Source organism: uncultured Cyclobacterium sp., from assembly GCF_963977555.1.
In the GTDB taxonomy this organism is placed as follows: domain Bacteria; phylum Bacteroidota; class Bacteroidia; order Cytophagales; family Cyclobacteriaceae; genus Cyclobacterium.
Map to the genome: position 1 here is coordinate 20,854 of NZ_CAXBPD010000017.1, position 19,499 is coordinate 40,352.

At 40.7% G+C, this 19,499-nt stretch carries 13 protein-coding genes; all 13 read left to right on the forward strand.

The window, feature by feature from the left end:
* Positions 1-15: 15 nt before the first annotated feature.
* The 13 genes from AAC073_RS18685 (at position 16) to AAC073_RS18745 (ending at position 19,480) form a co-directional block, all read left to right on the forward strand.
* Entirely contained in the window at positions 16-1,524 is a 1,509-nt protein-coding gene (locus AAC073_RS18685; RefSeq protein WP_339925327.1) for a RagB/SusD family nutrient uptake outer membrane protein, read from the forward strand.
* 332 nt (positions 1,525-1,856) lie between these two features.
* Entirely contained in the window at positions 1,857-4,949 is a 3,093-nt protein-coding gene (locus tag AAC073_RS18690) for a TonB-dependent receptor (protein WP_339925328.1), read from the forward strand.
* Positions 4,950-4,978: 29 nt separating this feature from the next.
* Positions 4,979-6,484, forward strand: coding sequence for a RagB/SusD family nutrient uptake outer membrane protein (locus AAC073_RS18695; RefSeq protein WP_339925329.1), 1,506 nt, complete (start codon positions 4,979-4,981; stop codon positions 6,482-6,484).
* A gap of 302 nt (positions 6,485-6,786) precedes the next feature.
* Positions 6,787-9,426 (forward strand): c-type cytochrome, encoded by a 2,640-nt coding sequence (locus AAC073_RS18700; RefSeq protein WP_339925330.1) that lies wholly within the window; start codon positions 6,787-6,789, stop codon positions 9,424-9,426.
* A gap of 78 nt (positions 9,427-9,504) precedes the next feature.
* The gene (locus AAC073_RS18705; RefSeq protein ID WP_339925331.1) at positions 9,505-10,302 is read left to right on the forward strand and encodes a DUF1080 domain-containing protein; all 798 of its coding nucleotides are present in this window, start codon (positions 9,505-9,507) and stop codon (positions 10,300-10,302) included.
* Between the two features lie 109 nt (positions 10,303-10,411).
* Positions 10,412-11,479, forward strand: a complete 1,068-nt coding sequence (locus tag AAC073_RS18710) for an aldose 1-epimerase family protein (RefSeq protein WP_339925332.1) — start codon at positions 10,412-10,414, stop codon at positions 11,477-11,479.
* A gap of 29 nt (positions 11,480-11,508) precedes the next feature.
* Positions 11,509-12,714 carry a hypothetical protein gene (locus tag AAC073_RS18715; protein ID WP_339925333.1) on the forward strand — a complete coding sequence of 402 codons (1,206 nt, stop codon included), beginning with the start codon at positions 11,509-11,511 and terminating at the stop codon, positions 12,712-12,714.
* Positions 12,715-12,882: 168 nt separating this feature from the next.
* Complete coding sequence (locus AAC073_RS18720) at positions 12,883-13,914, forward strand: TIM barrel protein (protein WP_339925334.1); 1,032 nt, start codon at positions 12,883-12,885, stop codon at positions 13,912-13,914.
* Between the two features lie 52 nt (positions 13,915-13,966).
* Positions 13,967-15,127 carry a Gfo/Idh/MocA family oxidoreductase gene (locus AAC073_RS18725; protein ID WP_339925335.1) on the forward strand — a complete coding sequence of 387 codons (1,161 nt, stop codon included), beginning with the start codon at positions 13,967-13,969 and terminating at the stop codon, positions 15,125-15,127.
* Between the two features lie 309 nt (positions 15,128-15,436).
* Positions 15,437-16,324, forward strand: coding sequence for an EboA domain-containing protein (locus tag AAC073_RS18730; RefSeq protein WP_339925336.1), 888 nt, complete (start codon positions 15,437-15,439; stop codon positions 16,322-16,324).
* A gap of 105 nt (positions 16,325-16,429) precedes the next feature.
* A complete protein-coding gene (locus tag AAC073_RS18735) occupies positions 16,430-17,341 on the forward strand; it encodes a TatD family hydrolase (protein WP_339925337.1) in 912 nt (303 codons plus the stop codon).
* A gap of 8 nt (positions 17,342-17,349) precedes the next feature.
* A complete protein-coding gene (eboC, locus tag AAC073_RS18740) occupies positions 17,350-18,249 on the forward strand; it encodes a UbiA-like protein EboC (RefSeq protein ID WP_339925338.1) in 900 nt (299 codons plus the stop codon).
* 70 nt (positions 18,250-18,319) lie between these two features.
* Positions 18,320-19,480 (forward strand): 3-dehydroquinate synthase, encoded by a 1,161-nt coding sequence (locus tag AAC073_RS18745; RefSeq protein WP_339925339.1) that lies wholly within the window; start codon positions 18,320-18,322, stop codon positions 19,478-19,480.
* Positions 19,481-19,499 lie beyond the last annotated feature (19 nt).

Here is a 19,499-nt window from a genome sequence, read left to right on the forward strand (position 1 = left end):
AAATTGAATATAGTTATGAAAAAATATTTGAATATAACGATCCTTTGCATAGGCGTTTTGCTATTTGGCACCGCCTGCGATGAAGAATTTTTAAATAAAACTGATCCTACTGTTTTGGTGTCAGATAATTTCTATCAGACAGAAAAACAAGTAATCCAGGCTGTAAATGGAGTCTATGGACAGTTAAGGCCCTGGCACTTGAATCAATGGCAGTACACAGAATTTATTTCTGACAATACTACGCTTCATTTTAATCAAGGAGACAGGGGAGCAGGACCAAGTCTTGAAGCCCTGGAGTTTTGGCAGTACAATCCGTCTACTTCTAACATCACCAATTTGTACAACAGTACTTACGGTATAATGGTGAATGTCAACACAACCCTAAGTAAGCTACCGGATTCCAATGCTACTGATGCCATTAAGATGAGATCAGAAGGTGAGCTTAAAATGATCAGGGCTTACCTATATTTTCAATTGGTGCAGCATTTTGGGGATTTAATTATCATCACTGAGCCAGTGAATTCTCCAGCTGAAGCATTTGAGTACAACAGGTCACCTGTAGAAACGGTTTACGAGCAAATTCTATCCGATTTGAACTTTTCAGTGGGCGCTTTACCTGCAAGTTATGGATCAGATGATATTGGGAGGGTGACAAAAGGTGCCGCTTTAAGCTTGCTAGGCAAGGTTCACTTGACAAGGAAAAATTACTCGGCTGCGATAGAAGCCTTGAATCAAGTGACTTCTTTGGGTTATGATTTGCTTGATGATTATGCGGATGTTTTTGATCCACAAAACAAGAATCACCAGGAATCTATATGGGATATTCAGTATCAGGGAGACAATCAGTATGGAGTGAATAGTAATTTCATCTATACCTTTGCTCCAAGAGAATCTGTAGGTGCCGTTATTGATTTCCCTGGCCAAGACGGTGGAGGTTGGAACACACCCACCAATGAGATCATTGCATTATACGAAGAGGGGGATTTAAGAAAAGAAGTTTCTTTAAGGGAAGGTTATACCAGTCTACAAGGAGAATATGTTGGAGTTCCTTATATAAACAAATTCAATCATCCGCATACTATCAGAGGAGTAACCAACGACAATTGGCCAGTGATAAGGTATGCAGATGTGCTATTAATGCTTGCTGAGGCGATCAATGAAGTTGATGGTCCTACGGGAACCGCAGTTGCGTACCTGAATGAGATCAGAGATAGAGCAGGTTTGGATCCTGTAAATGGCTTGGGGAAAGATGCCTTTAGAGAAGTTCTATTAAATGAAAGAAGAATTGAACTGGCATTTGAGAACCATCGCTGGTTTGATTTGAAACGAACCAAAACGGCAAGCGAATTGGTGAGTATGTTAAATGCATATGGACTAAGAGAACGTGCCGACCCTACGACTTCCAGGGAAGGTATTCCATTTTCCAATAATGACTTTGTTTTCGAAGCATTTGAAATACTATTTCCTATTCCACAGGATCAAATGAGGATAAATGCTTCATTGATACAAAATCCTGGATATTAATTTTTCCTATAAAGCCCTCCAAAATGCGACAGTCTTCTGGAGGGCTTTCTTTTAATTTAATACTGTCAGAATAAAATTCATCCTTTTGATTTTTTTCGGCATTGTGCTAATGAAGTATTCTTTATTTTTTTATTATTCAAAATTTAATACTGTTTATTTCTCCTAATTTATCAAAATCACTCTTTACCCACCTGATTTGTAGGAGAAAACGTTGGGGATTCTTTCAGCACAGTACAGGACAGTTATGGCGAAAATAAAGCCTTTATTGGGATTAAGTTCACCAGAATTGAGGTGAAAGAGTCAATTTCCCAAATCAATTTAACCTATTAATTATGAAAAAAAATTGTTACCAATATTTGGATAGCAAGCAGCTGTTTACCCTTTTGGCTGCGATGTTATTGAGTTTCGCTTCCTATGCGCAAAGCACCGTTTCTGGTGTTGTTCGCTCTGAAGGCGATAACGAAACAATACCGGGAGTGTCGGTATTGGTAAAAGGAACGACACGAGGAACTGTTACAGACCTTGATGGTAAATTTCAGGTAGAAGCTGCCGCAGGAGAAGTCCTTTCGATTAGCTATATCGGTTATTCCACTAAGGAAATTACTGTTCAAGGTGGTCAAACGCAATATGACGTTAATCTTGCCTCTTCTATGAGTGACCTTTCTGAGGTAGTCGTAGTAGGATATGGTAGCCAGTTGAAAAAAGAAATCACTGGCTCTGTTCAAACAATTTCAGGCGAGGATTTGGCAGATATGCCAGTTTCACAGATGGCCCAAAAATTACAAGGTCAATTGGCAGGTGTGCAAATCAATCAAACCACAGGTAGACCAGGTCAGGGAATGAACGTCCGTATCAGAGGTCAGTTATCTGTTTCAGCAGGAAGCTCCCCACTATATGTAGTGGATGGATTTCCTATCACTGGTGATATTGGTACTTTAAACCCTGACGAAATTCAGGACATCACCATATTGAAAGATGCTGCTTCTACCTCACTTTATGGTTCAAGGGCTGCTAACGGAGTTGTGCTAATCACTACCAAAAGAGGTAAAGCCGGACAATCAAGCGTTTCTCTAAACGTTTACACTGGTCTTCAAAACGTTCCCCATTACAACCGTTTGGAGATGATGGATGCCGTTGAGTTTGCCCAGTTTAAGAAAGAATACTTTGAGGATGCTGGCAGAGATGTGCCGGAGATGTTCCAAGATCCTTCTCAATACGTTGGTCAAACACAAGATTGGTATGATGCATTATTAGAAACGGCACCAATTACCAATTATAACCTTACCATTAATTCCAATACAGAGAAAATGAGTACCTCTGTAGTGGCAGGTTATTTTGACCAAGAAGGTGTAGTATTGAATACAGACTACGAGCGTTTTTCCTTGAGAATCAATTCTGACTATACAGCTTCGGATAAGGTAAAGATTGGATTCAATCTTGCTCCACAATACATTCGGGACAATACCCCAAGAACAGATGGGTCCAGAGGTACAGGGATTTTGTTTAATGCCCTACATGCTTGGCCAAATATGCCAATATATAATGATGAGGGTGAATTGACATCGTTTAACAGGTTTCCTAGTGAGACAGGGAATATTTTCGCTTATCCTAATTATGTTCGATCAGCGCTGGAAATCACGAATGAAACCAAGGAAACCAATTTGCTTTCTAATGCCTATGTTCAGTATGAGCCAATTGAAGGTTTAGTCGTAAAATCTAGCATTAATGCAGAGATAAGGAACAGTAAATATTTTAATTTCACTCCCTCAACAGTTACCGCCGGAATAAACATAGCACTCCCTGCAGTAGCATCATCCATCAGGGATCATTATAATGACTTTAGCTGGTTGAATGAAAATACTGCTACCTATACGAAGTCTATTAATGACCATAATTTCCAGTTATTGGGTGGTTTTACGAACCAAAAATTCAGAAGAGAGAGAACCAGGGTTGCAGCTGATACCTACGCTGATGATAGGCTACCTACTATTCAGGGAGCGATTAATATCAACAGAGGTGGAACAATTTCAGATGTGCAAGAATGGTCACTGACTTCCTTCCTTTCGAGATTGACTTATAATTTCCAAGGCAAGTACTTAATGACAGCAGCCATCAGAGCTGATGGATCATCCAGGTTTGGAGCTGAAAATCGCTGGGGTGTATTCCCATCGTTCTCTGCCGGTTGGGTATTGTCCGATGAAGGATTCTTGAATACCAGTGACAAGCTTTCTTTCGCCAAGATTAGAGGTAGTTATGGTGTTACAGGTAACAACAACATAGGTAATTATACCCAATATGCTTTGGTTAACAATACTGTGAATCATGTGTTTGACAACACAGTAGTTCCAGGGGCTGCAATTACTTCCTTGTCCAATCCTTTTCTTGGGTGGGAAACGACTAAGCAGTTTGATATAGGACTGGATTTAGGCTTATTGGATGACCGAATTACCTTTATCTATGATTTTTATTCTAAAAATACTACCAATCTTTTGTACAATGTACAGATTCCTCAGGAAGCAGGTTTTGGTAGCTTCACGGATAATATAGGAGAGATCAAATTCTGGGGTCATGAGTTTTCTATTGCCTCTAGAAATACTGAAGGAAGATTGTTATGGACAACTAGCGCCAATATCTCCTTCAATAGAAATAGAGTAGAAGCTTTGGCTGATGGGATTGACAGGGTTTATGGTTCCTATCATATCACTCAGGTAGGTCAGCCTTTTGGACAATTTTACGGTCTTAACAAACTGGGCAACTACATGAATCAAGAAGACTTGGATAACTCCCCGAAAGTTCCTGGAAGGTCCACTGTAGGGTCTATTAAATTGGAAGATGTCAATGGTGATGGAATCATCACACAAGGTGGAGACAATGATGACCGTACCATTATTGGTAACCCATTTCCTGATTTCACCTATGGTATCACCAATAACTTTAAATATGGAAAATGGGATTTGAATATCATTGCTTCCGGATCACAAGGCAATCAGCTTTACATGAGGCATTTGTACAGTACGGCTAATTTGGATGGTGTGTTTAATATGGTAGCAAAAGCTACTGATCGATTCCGATCTCCTGCGGATCCGGGTGAAGGAATTTTCGGAACCACAGTAGGTGGTGGAAATGTGACTGGTATTGAAAGAGATTGGGCAAATAGTAATTTTGTTTATGATGCCTCCTTCTTCTCTATTAAAAACATTACCCTAGGATATAATATCGGAAAAATTGCCAATGTTGTAAAATCAGCCAGATTGTATGCCTCAGTTCAGAATGTTTACATCTTCACTCCTTATTGGGGAGGTCCTAATCCAGAGGTTAGCCAAGACAATGGTAGCGGAGATGGCGGAAACCTAAGCCCAGGGGTAGATCTTACTGGTTATCCAATTCCACGTACTTTTACTGTGGGCGCTAACATTACATTCTAATCAGGCTTTTTATCTTAATTTGATTAAAAATGAAAAAAATAAATATATTCATTGTGCTTTTGGGTATGGTGTTGTCAAGCTGCGAAGAATTCTTGACCCTCACTCCCGAGACGGCACTAAGTTCTGCTACTTTCTACAAGACAGAAGCGGATTTTGAACAAGCTGTTAATGCGACTTATGCGCCACTGCGATCTATAGCTGATGATCGTTCTTGGTTATTGAGCGAAATGCGCTCGGACAATACCATCTATGCTAGAAATATCAACTTTGGAGCTACAGAGCAGCAGGAAGATATCTCTGACCATGCCTTGCCTGAAGCCCTGGGGATTACTTCAAATACCCATGTACTTAACCAGTACCGTCAGGACTATCTTATCATTGCCAGAGCCAATCAAATTCTTTCGGTAATCGATGAGGTTGAATTTGACGAGACGAGTAAAGCCAACCTGAAAGGGCAAGCTCTTTTCTTGAGAGGTTACGCCTATTATGAATTGGCAAGGTATTTTGGTGGAGTACCCCTTCACCTGACTCCTGTAACTACTCGTGAAGAAGCTGCGCTTCCGATCACTCCGGAAGAAGGAATTTACAACCAGCTGATAAGTGATATTCAAACTTCAATATCATTGCTTCCTGTTCGCTCCAATCAGGGTGTTGGAAGGGCTTCAAAAGGAGCTGCTCAGATGTTATTAGCGGATGTTTACATTACACAGAAAAAATGGGCTGAAGCGGAAACACTACTTAAAGCAATTGTAAACAGTGGAGAGTATGAGCTAATTGCTAACTATGAAGATGTATTTTCTGAAAGTGTAGGCAATAAAAACAATATGGAATCTTTATTTGAGGTTCAGTATTTGGAAGGTCCAGAAGGTTTGAATGGTAACTTTCTATACAGTTTTATGCCGAGACCGATTACCCCTGATGAATTGCAACCCATTACAGGGACCTCAAATACCCAGGGACTTGATGGTGAAGGCAATAATATTCCTACTCCTGATATTATCGCTGCTTATGAAGATGGTGACAAAAGGTTGGATGCTTCAATTGCGTATGTAGAGATCTCAGGGAGTGACCGTGACTATAAAGTTTATCCGTACATTAAGAAATATGCTAAACACCATGAGTTAAATGGTAACCATGGCATCAACTGGCCAATTTATCGCTATGCTGAAGTTTTACTTTTCTTGGCAGAGGCATTGAACGAACAAGGAAAAACTTCAGAAGCTGCTGCCCTACTCAATGAAATCAGAGATAGAGCAGGTTTGGATGCTACTGCGGCTTCTAGTCAAGCAGAAATGCGTGAGGCTATCTTTAAGGAAAGAAGAGTGGAATTGGCATTCGAAAACAAAAGATGGTTTGACATCACTAGGGCTGACAGGGTTCAGGAAATTATTGGTGCTTTTGGGCAAAGGGCCTTGGCAAATCCAATTGATTATTACTATCCTGCTGGAGCGACATTTAGGTCAAACGCTTTCACTAATATCACTAAATATTATGCCTTGCCGGCATCCGAAGCAGAGATTACACCTCACTTCTAATTAGATATGAGCATGTTATAACCTTTTGAAGGGTTTAATCCGAATTATACAATAGAATTCATAGTGAGTGCTTTCATCACGTAATAGAATGTCCGTTGCAGATTTCGGGTTTAAGGTACAACGGAAAGTTTCACTGCTTTCCGTTGTTTTTTGGGTTTTTATGACCAAAGGTTTTATTTCAACACTATTGGTTATCATAAGCTGCGAATTTGGGTTAAATTTAAAATTGGTTTCAAGCATGTAGTAACCTATTGAGAGTAGAAAGTTGAATTAACAATAAACTTATGTATAAAAATAAAATTATGAAGAACTGGCTAATGGCTGGATTGCTCCTGCTTGTGATGGGATCATGTGGCCAAAGCGGTGGTGAGCAAAAGGAGGTTAATCCTAAGGTCGCCAAATTAAAATTACCCACGGGCTTCGAAGCGGAACACCTCTACAGCCCCGGCGAAAATGACCAGGGATCCTGGGTTGGAATGACCTTCGATGATAAAAATAGGCTTCTGACAGTGGATCAATATGGCGCCATATATCGTCTGGAAGTGCCAGCTATAGGGTCAGATTCTCTGGCTCCTTCGGTAGAAAAACTAAAAATTGGAGCCAATGGAGACAACAAAATAGGAATGGGCTATGCTCAGGGACTTTTGTATGCCTTTAATAGCTTATACGTGATGGTGAACCATCGTGCCAATGAGGATTTTGACAAAAGTACAGGAATGTACAGATTGCAAGACACCAATGGTGATGATCAGTTTGATAAAATCACTACAATAAAAGAATTTACAGGTAGTCCTGGAGAACATGGTCCACACAGTATGGTCGTTTCTCCTGATGGTAAATCTATTTATATCGTTGTGGGTAACCACATAGACGTACCTGAAATGGATAGTTACAGGATTCCACGCGTCTGGGAAAATGATAATTTGATTCCAGAAATCAAAGATCCAAGGGGTCATGCCAACAGTAGAGGAGCGCCAGGGGGATGGGTGGCTAAAATTGATCCTGAAGGAAAAGAATGGGAGCTAATCAGTGTGGGTTATAGAAACCCATTTGATGTAGCCTTCAATGAAGTTGGAGATTTGTTTACCTATGATTCTGATATGGAATGGGACTTTGGCATGCCATGGTACCGACCTACGCGTATCAATCATGTAACAAGTGGTAGTGAATATGGTTGGAGAACAGGTAATATGAAATGGTCACCTGATTATACAGACAACCTTCCTGCAGTACTGAATATTGGTCAGGGTTCTCCTACGAATGTTTTTTATGGTAGCAATGCCAAATTTCCTGAAGAATATCGCAATGCCTTGTATGCTTTCGATTGGAGTTTTGGGATCATGTACAAAATTAACCTTACACCAAATGGAGGGTCTTATTCCGCTACTGGGGAGGAATTTATCTCAGGTTCGCCGCTACCATTAACTGATGGTGTGATCGGACCAGATGGTGCTTTGTATTTTATGACTGGTGGACGACGCCTTGAATCTGATGTATATAGGGTTCATTATACAGGAGATTTGAATGGAGATAGCAAAGGTGGACTAACGGAAGCTGCTCTTCCTGAAGAACACAAAATCAGAAGAAGTCTTGAAGAATATCATACTGGCGCAAAATCCGGTGCGATTGATTTTGCTTGGCCACACCTAAGCCATAGCGATAGATTTGTGCAATACGCAGCAAGGATAGCTGTAGAACATCAACCACTTTCAGAGTGGCAAAGTAAAGCATTGAATGAAACCAACCCAAGAGCCTTGACACAAGCCATTATTGCCTTGGCAAGACATGGAAATGCCTCTCAAAGAAATGAAATGGTTCAATCTTTAATGAGATTGGATTTTGAAACTTTAAGTGAAGAGGATCAAATGAACTTGTCCAGAGCCTTTGAAGTAGTCATCGCTAGACATGGTAATCCTACAGGTTCTGTTAGGGATCAATTAGTAGGTTATTTGGATGCTCAGTTTCCTGCTGGAACCAATGAAATCAATAGGGTAATGGGCAAAGTATTGGTGAAATTGGAAGCACCTACTGCCGTGCCTAAATTGTTGGGTATGTTGGAAGGTGCGAAAGACGATCCTAACTTCCAGAAAACACTTACTGCTTCCTCTGACTTGATCATGAGGAACCCTCAGTATGGACTTGATATCGCCAACATGCTTGCCAATGTCCCTCCTGCTCAGCAAACTTACCTGGCAACAGTGCTTGGTGGAGCCAAAGCAGGATGGGATGAAACTTCCTACGAAGAATATTTCACCTGGACCAATAATGCTTTCCAGTATAAAGGGGGTAGAAGTTATGTAGGCTTTATTGACAGGGCTAGAAAAATGGCCCTCAGTACCGTTCCAAAAGCTAAGTTTGACCATTATGACGAGCTTTCAGGTGGGAAAAGATTATCAGGTTCTGGAAATGAAATCGTAGAAACGACAGTTCAGCCTGAAGGCCCTGGTAAAAGATGGACAGTAGAAGAAGCTGCTCCTTTGGTAGCCGACCTTAAAGGTAGAGACTTGGAGAAAGGCAAGGCGATGTTTGGAGCGACCCTTTGTATTTCTTGCCACGCCATGGGTGGAGAAGGTGGATCTGTTGGTCCAGACCTTACGCAACTTGGTACCAGGTTCAGCCCTAAAGATATTCTTGAAGCTACAATCAATCCAAATGATGTAATCTCTGATCAATATGCAGCTATGGTATTTGTAATGGGAGACAAATCGTCAGTTGTAGGAAGACTTTTAAGAGAAGATGAGACTACTTATTATATTTCACAAAATCCTTTTTCTCCGGACATGATTGTGGAGATTCCAAAGGACAAAGTGACAAGTACAAAGGAGTCTGAAGTATCGGTGATGCTTCCAGGTTTGGTTAATCGACTCAATGAAGAAGAGTTGAAAGATTTGATGGCCTACCTTGTATCAGGCGGCAACCCAGATCACGAAGTTTATAAATAATAAGAACGAATAAATAATGATTTTCAGGCCAGACAAATTTTGTTTGGCCTGAAAACTTTCACCCTAAATCAGCACCAAATGAAAAATATATTTAAAATAACTTCACTGGTTGCCATTTCTTCGCTGACTTTTTCCTGTGGTTCAGGTCAGCAAAAGGATGAGGCGGCTACAGGTCATGAAGAAGTTGCCGCTGCAGTGGATTCAAATGATGGTTTTGAAAAGATTTTTGATGGAGAAACACTCAATGGCTGGGATGGAGATGCGACTTACTGGAGAGTAGAGAACGGTACTATAGTAGGTGAGATCACCGAAGCTACCAAATTGGAAAGAAACCATTTTATAATTTATCAGGGAGGCCAGCCTGCTGATTTCGAATTTAAAGCGGAGTTCAAAATTACTGAGGCAGGTAACTCAGGTGTTAACTATCGAAGCGATGCAGTGGAAGGGCTAGATCATGCCTTGAAAGGATATCAAGCAGATATTGATGGGAAAAACAATTACACTGGCCAAAATTACGAAGAAAGAAAAAGAACTACGCTTGCCTATATAGGTCAAGAAACCAAAATCAATCCGCAGGAAAAAGAAGGGGACCTAAGAGCCAATGTAGAAAAGAATGCCTGGCTGGGACTTGAAGTAGTAAAAGAATTAGGAGATCGTGACGAGATGAAAAAAGTCGTGAAATCAAATGATTGGAACGAAATACGTATTGTAGCAAAAGGAAATCGTTTGCAACATTATATCAACGGAACCTTGATGAGTGATGTGACAGATGAAGATCCGGCTAACAGCACTTCTAAAGGTTACTTGGGAATGCAGGTACATGTAGGGCCACCAATGCAGGTAGCTTACCGCAATATCTATTTGAAAAATCTTTAATTTGCTTCCGTTTCTGATAGGACTATTTTGTCCTTGGTCTACGCTGAAAAAAACAGGTCAGTATGACATTCAGGAACAACTATCTTAAAGGAATTAAGCTTGCAAAACTATGAATGCAAAAAATCAGCGCTGGAGAGGGAAAGTAGGTAATGTGCGACAAATTGGAGGTATTGAAACATCAATATTGGACAATGGGACTGGAAAAGGGGTCAGGATCGCCAATATCGATACGGGTGCAGGTTTTCGCTACCAATTGGTTTTGGACAGGGCCATGGACATTTCCTCCGCCCAATTTGCTGGGCATGGATTGTCTTGGATCAGCCATGTAGGCATTACTCCTCCAGCACCATTTACTACTGATGGAATAGATTGGCTGAGTACTTTTGGTGGTGGATTACTTACTACTTGTGGACTTTCGCATGTAGGTGGACCAGAAAATGATGCCCAAGGAAAACGCGGGTTACATGGCCGAATTTCCAATAGTCCTGCAGAAATCATTGCCATAAAGCAACCGGATATTCAAACCGGCGACCTAGAAATGCACATTACCGGATTAATCAGAGAGTGTAGTGTTTTCGGACCTAACCTCTTATTGAAAAGGACCATTTCTGGAATTTTAGGGCAACCCTATCTCAAAATATCAGATGAAGTCACCAATATTTCCAATGTTGAAGCACCTCATATGCTTTTGTACCATGTGAATTTTGGATGGCCACTGGTCGATGAAGGAACGCAAATATTATGGAATGGAACATGGGAAGAGCGCCATGGCGATTCCAATAATAGAATTTTTAATAAAGACAATGATTTTAAATCCTGTCCAGCACCCATGCAAGAGCACAGTGGTTTTGGAGAGGATGTGGCTTTTATCAAACCAAGGCCTGAGTCCGATGACAGGTGTAGGGCCGGATTATACAATCCCTCCTTGGGGTTTGCATTTAGGATGACTTTTGATAAGAAGCAATTGCCTTGGCTGATTAACTGGCAACATTGGGGTGAGAATGAATATGTAACAGCACTGGAACCAGGCACCAACCCTCCAAATGGCCAGGCTCAAGCCAGAGAAGATGGTACCCTTATACTACTGAAGCCTGGAGAAAAAAGACAATACGATTTGGTATTTGATATCTTGACTAACAAGAAGAAAATACAGTCATTTGTAGATATTAACAAGTAATAAATTAACAATAAATCAAAATAGAACCTATGAGTTTGGCAAAAAAAGCATTAGAAGAAGGACAGGGGATTTTGCGTCTGGCCCCTACTTGGGTGCCTAGATCTTTTTGTGTACCCGGAAGAAGAATAAAACTTCATCCTGATGATTATTATGTTTTGGGTGGTGAAAGAGGAGGTATCGATGAAAGGTGGTTTTCATCTACCTGCCCTGCCGAAAACGGTCCACTTACTGGTGAGCACGAAGGCTTGAGTAAAGTGGTCTTGGGAGAAGATGGAAAAGAGGAGCAAATTTTACTGAAAGATGTTATTGATGAGTTGAAAGGCGAAATCATTGGCGATAGAATTTGGGATGAATACCAAAGCTGGCCAATGTATTCCAAGTTTTTTGACAATATGGGGCCATTGCCTCACCACATTCATCACAATGATGAGCATGCTGCCAAAATTGGCATGAAAGGCAAGCCAGAAGCTTATTATTTCCCACCTCAATTGAATAACCATGGTGGTGATTTCCCATATACCTTTTTTGGTATAGCACCGGGTACTTCCAAAGAACAAATCAAGGAGTGTCTTAAGAACTTCAACAAAGGAGACAATAAAATAACTAGTTTCTCTCAGGCTTTTAAACTTGATCCTGGAACTGGTTGGGATGTTCCTCCAGGAATGCTTCACGCACCAGGAAGTATGTGTACTTATGAGCCTCAGAAAGCATCTGATGTTTTTGCCATGTACCAGTCTTTGGTTAATGAAGCCATCATTCCTGAAGAGTTACTCTGGAAGGGAACTCCTAAAGAAAGGATTGGTGATTATGACCAATTGATGGAAGTGATCGATTGGGATTTAAATGTGGATCCAAATATTTTGGAAACCCGATTTATGGCTCCTGTTCCTGTTTTTGATGCAGCTGAAATGGAAGCTGCTGGATACGTAGAGAACTGGATATGTTACCGTTCAGAAGCATTTAGTGCCAAAGAATTGACTGTTCTTCCTGGACAAACTGTCGTCATTAAAGACAGTGCAGCTTATGGCATGATCATGATGCAAGGTCATGGTACCATGGGTGCCTGGGACATAGAAACGCCATCTTTGATTCGTTACGGTCAATTGACCCATGATGAATACTTTGTCACTGAAAAGGCAGCAAAAGAAGGCGTGAAAATCACCAATCAGTCAAAAACTGATCCTATAGTGATGCTGAAACATTTCGGCCCTAAAAATCCTGATTTGAAGATGTAAAAGTAAAAAGATAACTATTGGAAACCACCTTAGAATGGGATTCCAATAGTTATTTATTAAATTGAGGTGAAAATATAAAAGGTTAAACTTTAAGTTTAATTTTCATCTTGAGGTTTTAATTTTTTATTGTGATTTAAATTAATTATTCATTGCTAACCATATAAAATTATGTCCCAAAATAATTTTCCAAAGTTACATAATGCAACATGGCCTGGAATAGTAGGGAAAGGTCCTGATTCTGAGCCAATCATTTCTTTTGATGAGATGTTACAAAACACCGCAAATGCCGAAGTAAATGGTGTGAAGTTTGACGGTGTAGATATAGGACTTTTTGATCCTCATGTCGACCTGGACATGAATGACGATGGTGTTAAAAAATTAGCGGACAAGGTTTCATCCCTTGGATTAGAAATAGGAAGTGTGGTAGCACCTATCTGGGGTGGCCCCATTCTGGGAACCAAAGAAGACAGGGTGGTTTACCTGGACATGCTTGAAAAATCCTGTAAGCTTGCCAAAAAATTAAGAGAGATAGGGGTAAGACCAAATGGAATCGTCAGAATAGACACCGCAAGTAGTCCGGAAGTATGGGCAAAAGATCCAAAAGGTAGCCAAAAAATAATAGTGGAAACGCTAAAGGAAGCCGCTAAAATTGCTGAAGGTTATGGGGAAAAACTTGCTGCAGAAGGAGAGATTTGCTGGGGTGGCATGCAAAGTTGGAAGACCATGCTTGAAACACTTGAATCGGTGAATAGTCCTTATCTTGGTTTTCAGGCAGACATGGCCCACACCTTATTGTATACATTGGGATACAATTACCCAGAACATAGAATGCTTCCTGAAGGATACGATTGGAAAGACAAATCTGTCTGGAAGGCAGCCCTAAAGGAAATGACTGACGCATTGAGACCATGGACGATTGATTTCCATGTTGCTCAAAATGACGCTACAGTATTTGGAGCAGGGTCCCACGACAAAACAGGTAGACATTGCCTGGCTGATGATCCTAATGGAAAATTGGATATCGCTGAAGATGCCGGTTATTGGTTACGTGATGAAAAAGGCGAATTAACCAAAGCTTTCAAACACATGTGTTGGGATGGTTGTATGTTTCCAAATGCAGTGATGAAGAAAGAAGATACCTGGAACAATATTCTTGCAGCAATGATCGCTGTTAGAGAAAAACATGGATGGAAAGAGTAGTGCAAAGCCACTCGATTCATTAGCAATTGATTAGCACCCAAAATATTTAAACATGTCAGAAAAAAAGCAAATAAGAATAGGATTGATTGGTACTGGCCTAATGGGTAGGATCCATACCAACGGATATAAAAGATTGGGAGATTTTTTCCCTGAATATGAGTACCGTCCGGTTTTACAAGCAGCTTGTTCCAGAAGGGAAGACAAGATCAAGGAGTTTGCCGAGCAATGGGGTTATGCTTCTTATGAAACAGATTGGAAAAAAATGATTGAAAGGGATGATATTGATGCCATTGATATCTGTACCCCGAACAATACCCATGCTGAAATAGCCATAGCTGCTGCAAAAGCTGGGAAAATGATTCTTTGTGAAAAACCACTTTCCAGAACCATTGAAGAAGCGGAAGAAATGGTGAAAGTTATCGAGGAGACTGGCGTAAAAAATACTGTATGGTACAATTACAGAAGAGTGCCTGCGGTAACCTTGGCAAAACAAATAATCGACTCTGGGAAATTAGGTCAAATCTTCCATTATAGAGCCAACTTTCTTCAGGATTGGACAATAAGTCCTGATTTGCCTCAAGGTGGAGATGCCCTTTGGAGATTGGATGCTGCCGCAGCTGGGTCAGGAGTGACAGGTGATCTTTTGGCACACTGTATCGACACAGCTATGTGGCTAAATGGAGGCATCAAAGATGTTTCTGGTATGACTGAGACCTTTATCAAGGAAAGGGTGCACCAGGGAAGCGGTGAAAAACAGAAAGTAGAAATTGATGATGCCTGTGCATTTCACTGCCATTTTTCCAATGGTTCATTAGGTCTTTTTGAAGCTACCCGATATGCTAGAGGACATAAAGCCCTTTATACATTTGAAATCAATGGTGAACATGCCTCTATTCGATGGGATCTTCATGACTTGAACCGATTGGAATACTTTGATCACAATGACGAACCTGAAGTAAGAGGTTGGCGTTCCATTCACGTTACAGAAGGCGATCAACCTTATATGGATCGTTGGTGGATACCTGGAACAAGCATCGGGTATGAACATTCATTTATTCATCAGGTAGCTGACTTCTTCAAGAGCCTTGAAGGAGATGAGCCTTGTCGCCCAACATTTAGAGATGCCTATGAAACCCAGAAAGTCTGTGAGGCTGTTCTAGATTCTGCAAGAACAAGAAGCTGGAAAGATACAGGCGTGGATTGGAAAGGATAATCCGGAAAAAATTTATATAAGGCATTAAAAAAAGCCAAGTCATTCAGTATTGAAATGGCTTGGCTTTTTTTGCTGCGATGGATAATTAGTACTCCCTTTTAAAACCAAGGTTCTTAGAGATAGCCAAAATGGCCTCTGGAACCAATATTCCTTTTTGCTATTGAAAATGTGTCCTACTAAGTGAGCATATCCAACAAAATTGATTTCTCGGAAAGATAAAGATCCTGTTTTACTTTATGATTGTTCTCATGTTCAAAAAACAGGAATGATATAAATGTTATATTTGTAAATAACAAAAAGCCGAAAAGTATGAAAAGCATTTCATCCACCATAGTATTTCTAAAAACAAAGTTAGAGACGACTGCTGCTTCAGAGAGCATGGATTGGTTGGAACTTCAGGTAGGCAAGATTAAAGCGGATAAAGGTTCAATGAAGCTTTTTTTATCCTTTAGTCAAGCATCCAGACATTTTACCAAAAATCCCTTAAAACTCACCAATCAAGACCTCTTAGAGGCGGGAGAAATTAGAACAGGTTTTTCTCCGCAAAATTGGACCTGCTTGCAAACGGCAAGGGTGTTGTTGGTGCTGGAAGCATTGTCTGAAGACAATGAAAAATGGCTAGGCGATATTGAAAAGCTTTTTGAATCAGCGGACATTCACGAACAAGAAGCTTTGTACGCAGCCTTGCCTATTTTTCCTTTTCAAGAAAAATTTGTCAAGCGGGCAGCCGAAGGGCTTCGAAGCAATATGACTTCAGTTTTTGATGCAATAGCCTTAAATAATCCCTACCCGGCTGATTATTTAGTGGAACAAGCTTGGAATCAGATGGTGTTGAAGGCCATTTTTATGCAACGTCCCCTCTATCCGATTATTGGAATTGACCAACGGCTCAATAGTAACTTGGCCAAAACTTTGGTTGATTATGTTCATGAACGTTGGTCCGCCAACAGGAATGTGATTCCTGAATTGTGGCGATTTGTTACGCCATTTGTAGAGGATGAAATAGTGGGCCTCTTGAAGAAAGTATTGGAAAAAGGGGATGATCTGGAAAAATCTGCGGTAGGATTGACTTGCTATCAGAGTGAAAATCCAGCTGCCAAAGCGCTTTTGGAAAACCATCCGGAAATACGAAATCAAATAGAGAAAGGGGAGATAAATTGGGAGCAAATAGGCAAAGAGGATGAAGCAAAAAACTAATTCATTGCAATAGTTTGCCGTTTTCACTTGAAATTCTCCGTTCATTTGTAATCGTTATGATTTGCATTTAATTTAACATAGGTTAGCATATAAATTTGAAGCGTTATGATGTACATAGATCCACATATACATGTTACTTCCAGGACTACTGATGATTATGAAGCCATGCAGAAAGCTGGTATCGTAGCGGTCATTGAGCCTGCATTTTGGTTAGGGCAAGCAAGGACTAAAATTGGAAGTTTTCAGGATTATTTTAGTAGCCTTGTTGGATGGGAACGTTTTCGTGCCAAGCAATTTGGGATAGTGCACTATTGCACTATGGGACTCAACTCACGAGAAGCCAATAATGTAGCTTTGGCTGAGGAAGTAATGGAACTTCTTCCGCTATATGTAAGCAAAGAAGGCGTTGTGGCCATCGGTGAGATTGGTTATGATGATCAAACTGAAGCTGAAGACAGGTTTTATCGGTTGCAACTTGAACTGGCAAAAGAAGTAGACTTGCCAGTAATGATTCATACCCCACATAGGGACAAAAAGAAAGGCACCATCCGAAGTATGGATGTGAGTGAAGAGCACGGTTTAGCTCCTGGGATGGTCATTGTAGACCATAACAATGAGGAGACTGTGAAAGACGTGCTTGACAGAGGTTATTGGGCAGCCTTCACAATTTATCCCCATACCAAAATGGGTAGCGAGCGAATGGTAGACATCGTCCGTCAATATGGTCCAGAACGAATCATTGTAGACAGTGCAGCTGACTGGGGCATAAGTGATCCCCTGGCCGTACCCAAAACCGCGAACCTGATGCGTGAAAAAGGAATTCCTGAAGAGCATATCATGATGACTTGTTATGGAAATGCCCTTAAAGCCTATGGGCAAAGCGGACAGATGGATGAGAAGGATTGGCTAGAAAAAGAGCCTATCGATCAAACCAAAAAAATGGGGGGAAACACTGTATTGAGAGGTGGACAAAACCCTCGTATAGAAAATGATTCCTCCAACATTATAGAGAATTAAATAAACAGATGTCATCTATTATTGCGCACATTAGGCTAACCAGACCTGCCAATATTGTCACCGCGATAGCGGACATTTTAGCGGGTGCGGCCATATCAGGAGCAGTTTATTTCCTATTAGAAGAAATGGATGTCACAATGTTGAAATCCATCGGTTGGCTGGTGCTTGCTACCATTGGGTTATATGGTGGAGGGGTGGCCTTTAATGATGTTTTTGATGCTGAGTTGGATAGGGTTGAAAGGCCTGAAAGGCCCATACCCAGTGGGCTTGCATCTGTCAAGAGTGCGGGACTTATGGCCTTCTTATTGCTTTTAATAGGCGTGTTAGCAGCTTGGCAAGTGAGTGGTTTTTCTGCCGTTATTGCTATATCCGTTGCCTTCCTAGCAGTTTTATACGACGCTTGGGGGAAACACCAAAATATTTTTGGCCCTATAAATATGGGACTTTGCCGAGCTGGAAACTTGCTGCTAGGGATGAGTTTGATAGAAGGGGCCGTAGAGACCTATTGGTACATTGGGCTTATACCTTTGCTCTATGTTTCAGCCATTACGATGGTGAGTCGTGGAGAAGTCCATGGAAAGAATACTACAGCGTTAAAAGCAGGTTTGGTGATCTATGGAGTTATTGTAGTATCCATTTTTCTATTGGCTTATATGAACATTGAAAATTGGTGGGAAAGCCTGCCATTTTTGGCCTTACTAAGCTATTTTATTTTTCCGCCATTGGTCAAAGCGCTGAAATTCAAGGAGCCTTCATTAATCGGAAGGTCTGTTAAGGCAGCAGTTTTAGCCTTAATTATTGTAAATGCGACAATGGCAGCCGCTTTCGCGGGCTGGATAGTAGGTTTGGTTATTTTACTATTATTACCATTATCTTTGCAACTGGCCAAGGGTTTTGCGGTTACTTAGTGAACCAAAAAACGGTTAGAATCCTTATAGAATATGTAGTAAATGGTTCCTCGGGACAATCATGAATAAAATGAATAAAGTGGCACATAAATCAATTGAACAAGTTTTCAGTGTTCCTTTCAGTTATCAGGTGTTTTTTACAAAAGGATTGTTTTCATTGAATAACAATCTTTTTGCAGACTTGGTAAGTGGACATAAAATCCCCAAGGTTTATTTTGTTTTGGATGAGGGAGTGGTAAACACCCACCCTGATCTGATTACAGAAATAAAAAGCTATTCTGATAAAAATAGGGAAGTTTTTACCCTATGTGCAGCCCCATTGGTAATTCCAGGTGGAGAGCAGGTAAAAAACAACCAACAGTACTTTCAGGATATACTTAAAGCTACGAATGAGTATGGAATTGACAGACACTCTTACATTGTTGGCCTTGGTGGTGGTGCTTTGTTGGATATGGTTGGTTTTGCAGCCACCGTTGCACATAGAGGAATCAGACATATTAGAATCCCAACTACTGTCCTTTCCCAGAATGATTCAGGTATAGGGGTTAAAAATGGCATCAATGCCTATGGTAAAAAGAATTACCTGGGTACATTTTCGCCGCCTTATTCGGTTATCAATGACAGTGATTTCTTACAAACACTGGCGCCCAGGGATTGGAGATCAGGGATTTCTGAAGCCTTAAAAGTGGCACTCATCAAAGATGCTTCTTTCTTCGTTTGGATAGAAGGACAGGTAGCTGACCTTTTGGACAGGGAAAATTCTGCAATGGATGATTTGATTTATCGTTGCGCATTAATGCACATGGATCATATTGCTTCAGGAGATGCCTTTGAAAGTGGATCTTCCAGGCCATTGGACTTTGGCCATTGGGCGGCACATAAGCTAGAGCACCTTACTGACTATAGGGTTCGACATGGGGAGGCTGTGGCCATAGGAATAGCATTGGATACGACCTATTCTTATTTATCGGGTATGCTTTCTGAAAATGAATTGAACCGCGTATTGAAAGTAATTATTCATTTGGGGTTTGATTTATACCTTCCAGAACTTTCTGGAGAGGTCTTGCTTAAAGGACTTGAAGAGTTTAGAGAACATTTAGGTGGAGAGCTGACCATCACGCTTTTAGATAAGATTGGACATGGTGTTGAAGTACATGAGATGGACTTATCTCTAATCATAGAAGCAGTAGAAAAACTAAAAAATTTACAACTTGAACACCAAAAGGCCTGATTAGGCCTTTTGGATAAAT

Coding starts and splice junctions, on each gene's coding strand:
- AAC073_RS18735 (WP_339925337.1), top strand. CDS start 16,430: ATGATGTACATAGATCCACATATACATGTTACTTCCAGGACTACTGAT.
- AAC073_RS18720 (WP_339925334.1), top strand. CDS start 12,883: ATGTCCCAAAATAATTTTCCAAAGTTACATAATGCAACATGGCCTGGA.
- AAC073_RS18690 (WP_339925328.1), top strand. CDS start 1,857: ATGAAAAAAAATTGTTACCAATATTTGGATAGCAAGCAGCTGTTTACC.
- AAC073_RS18715 (WP_339925333.1), top strand. CDS start 11,509: ATGAGTTTGGCAAAAAAAGCATTAGAAGAAGGACAGGGGATTTTGCGT.
- AAC073_RS18695 (WP_339925329.1), top strand. CDS start 4,979: ATGAAAAAAATAAATATATTCATTGTGCTTTTGGGTATGGTGTTGTCA.
- AAC073_RS18710 (WP_339925332.1), top strand. CDS start 10,412: ATGAATGCAAAAAATCAGCGCTGGAGAGGGAAAGTAGGTAATGTGCGA.
- AAC073_RS18705 (WP_339925331.1), top strand. CDS start 9,505: ATGAAAAATATATTTAAAATAACTTCACTGGTTGCCATTTCTTCGCTG.
- AAC073_RS18700 (WP_339925330.1), top strand. CDS start 6,787: ATGAAGAACTGGCTAATGGCTGGATTGCTCCTGCTTGTGATGGGATCA.
- AAC073_RS18725 (WP_339925335.1), top strand. CDS start 13,967: ATGTCAGAAAAAAAGCAAATAAGAATAGGATTGATTGGTACTGGCCTA.
- AAC073_RS18685 (WP_339925327.1), top strand. CDS start 16: ATGAAAAAATATTTGAATATAACGATCCTTTGCATAGGCGTTTTGCTA.
- AAC073_RS18730 (WP_339925336.1), top strand. CDS start 15,437: ATGAAAAGCATTTCATCCACCATAGTATTTCTAAAAACAAAGTTAGAG.
- eboC (WP_339925338.1), top strand. CDS start 17,350: ATGTCATCTATTATTGCGCACATTAGGCTAACCAGACCTGCCAATATT.
- AAC073_RS18745 (WP_339925339.1), top strand. CDS start 18,320: ATGAATAAAGTGGCACATAAATCAATTGAACAAGTTTTCAGTGTTCCT.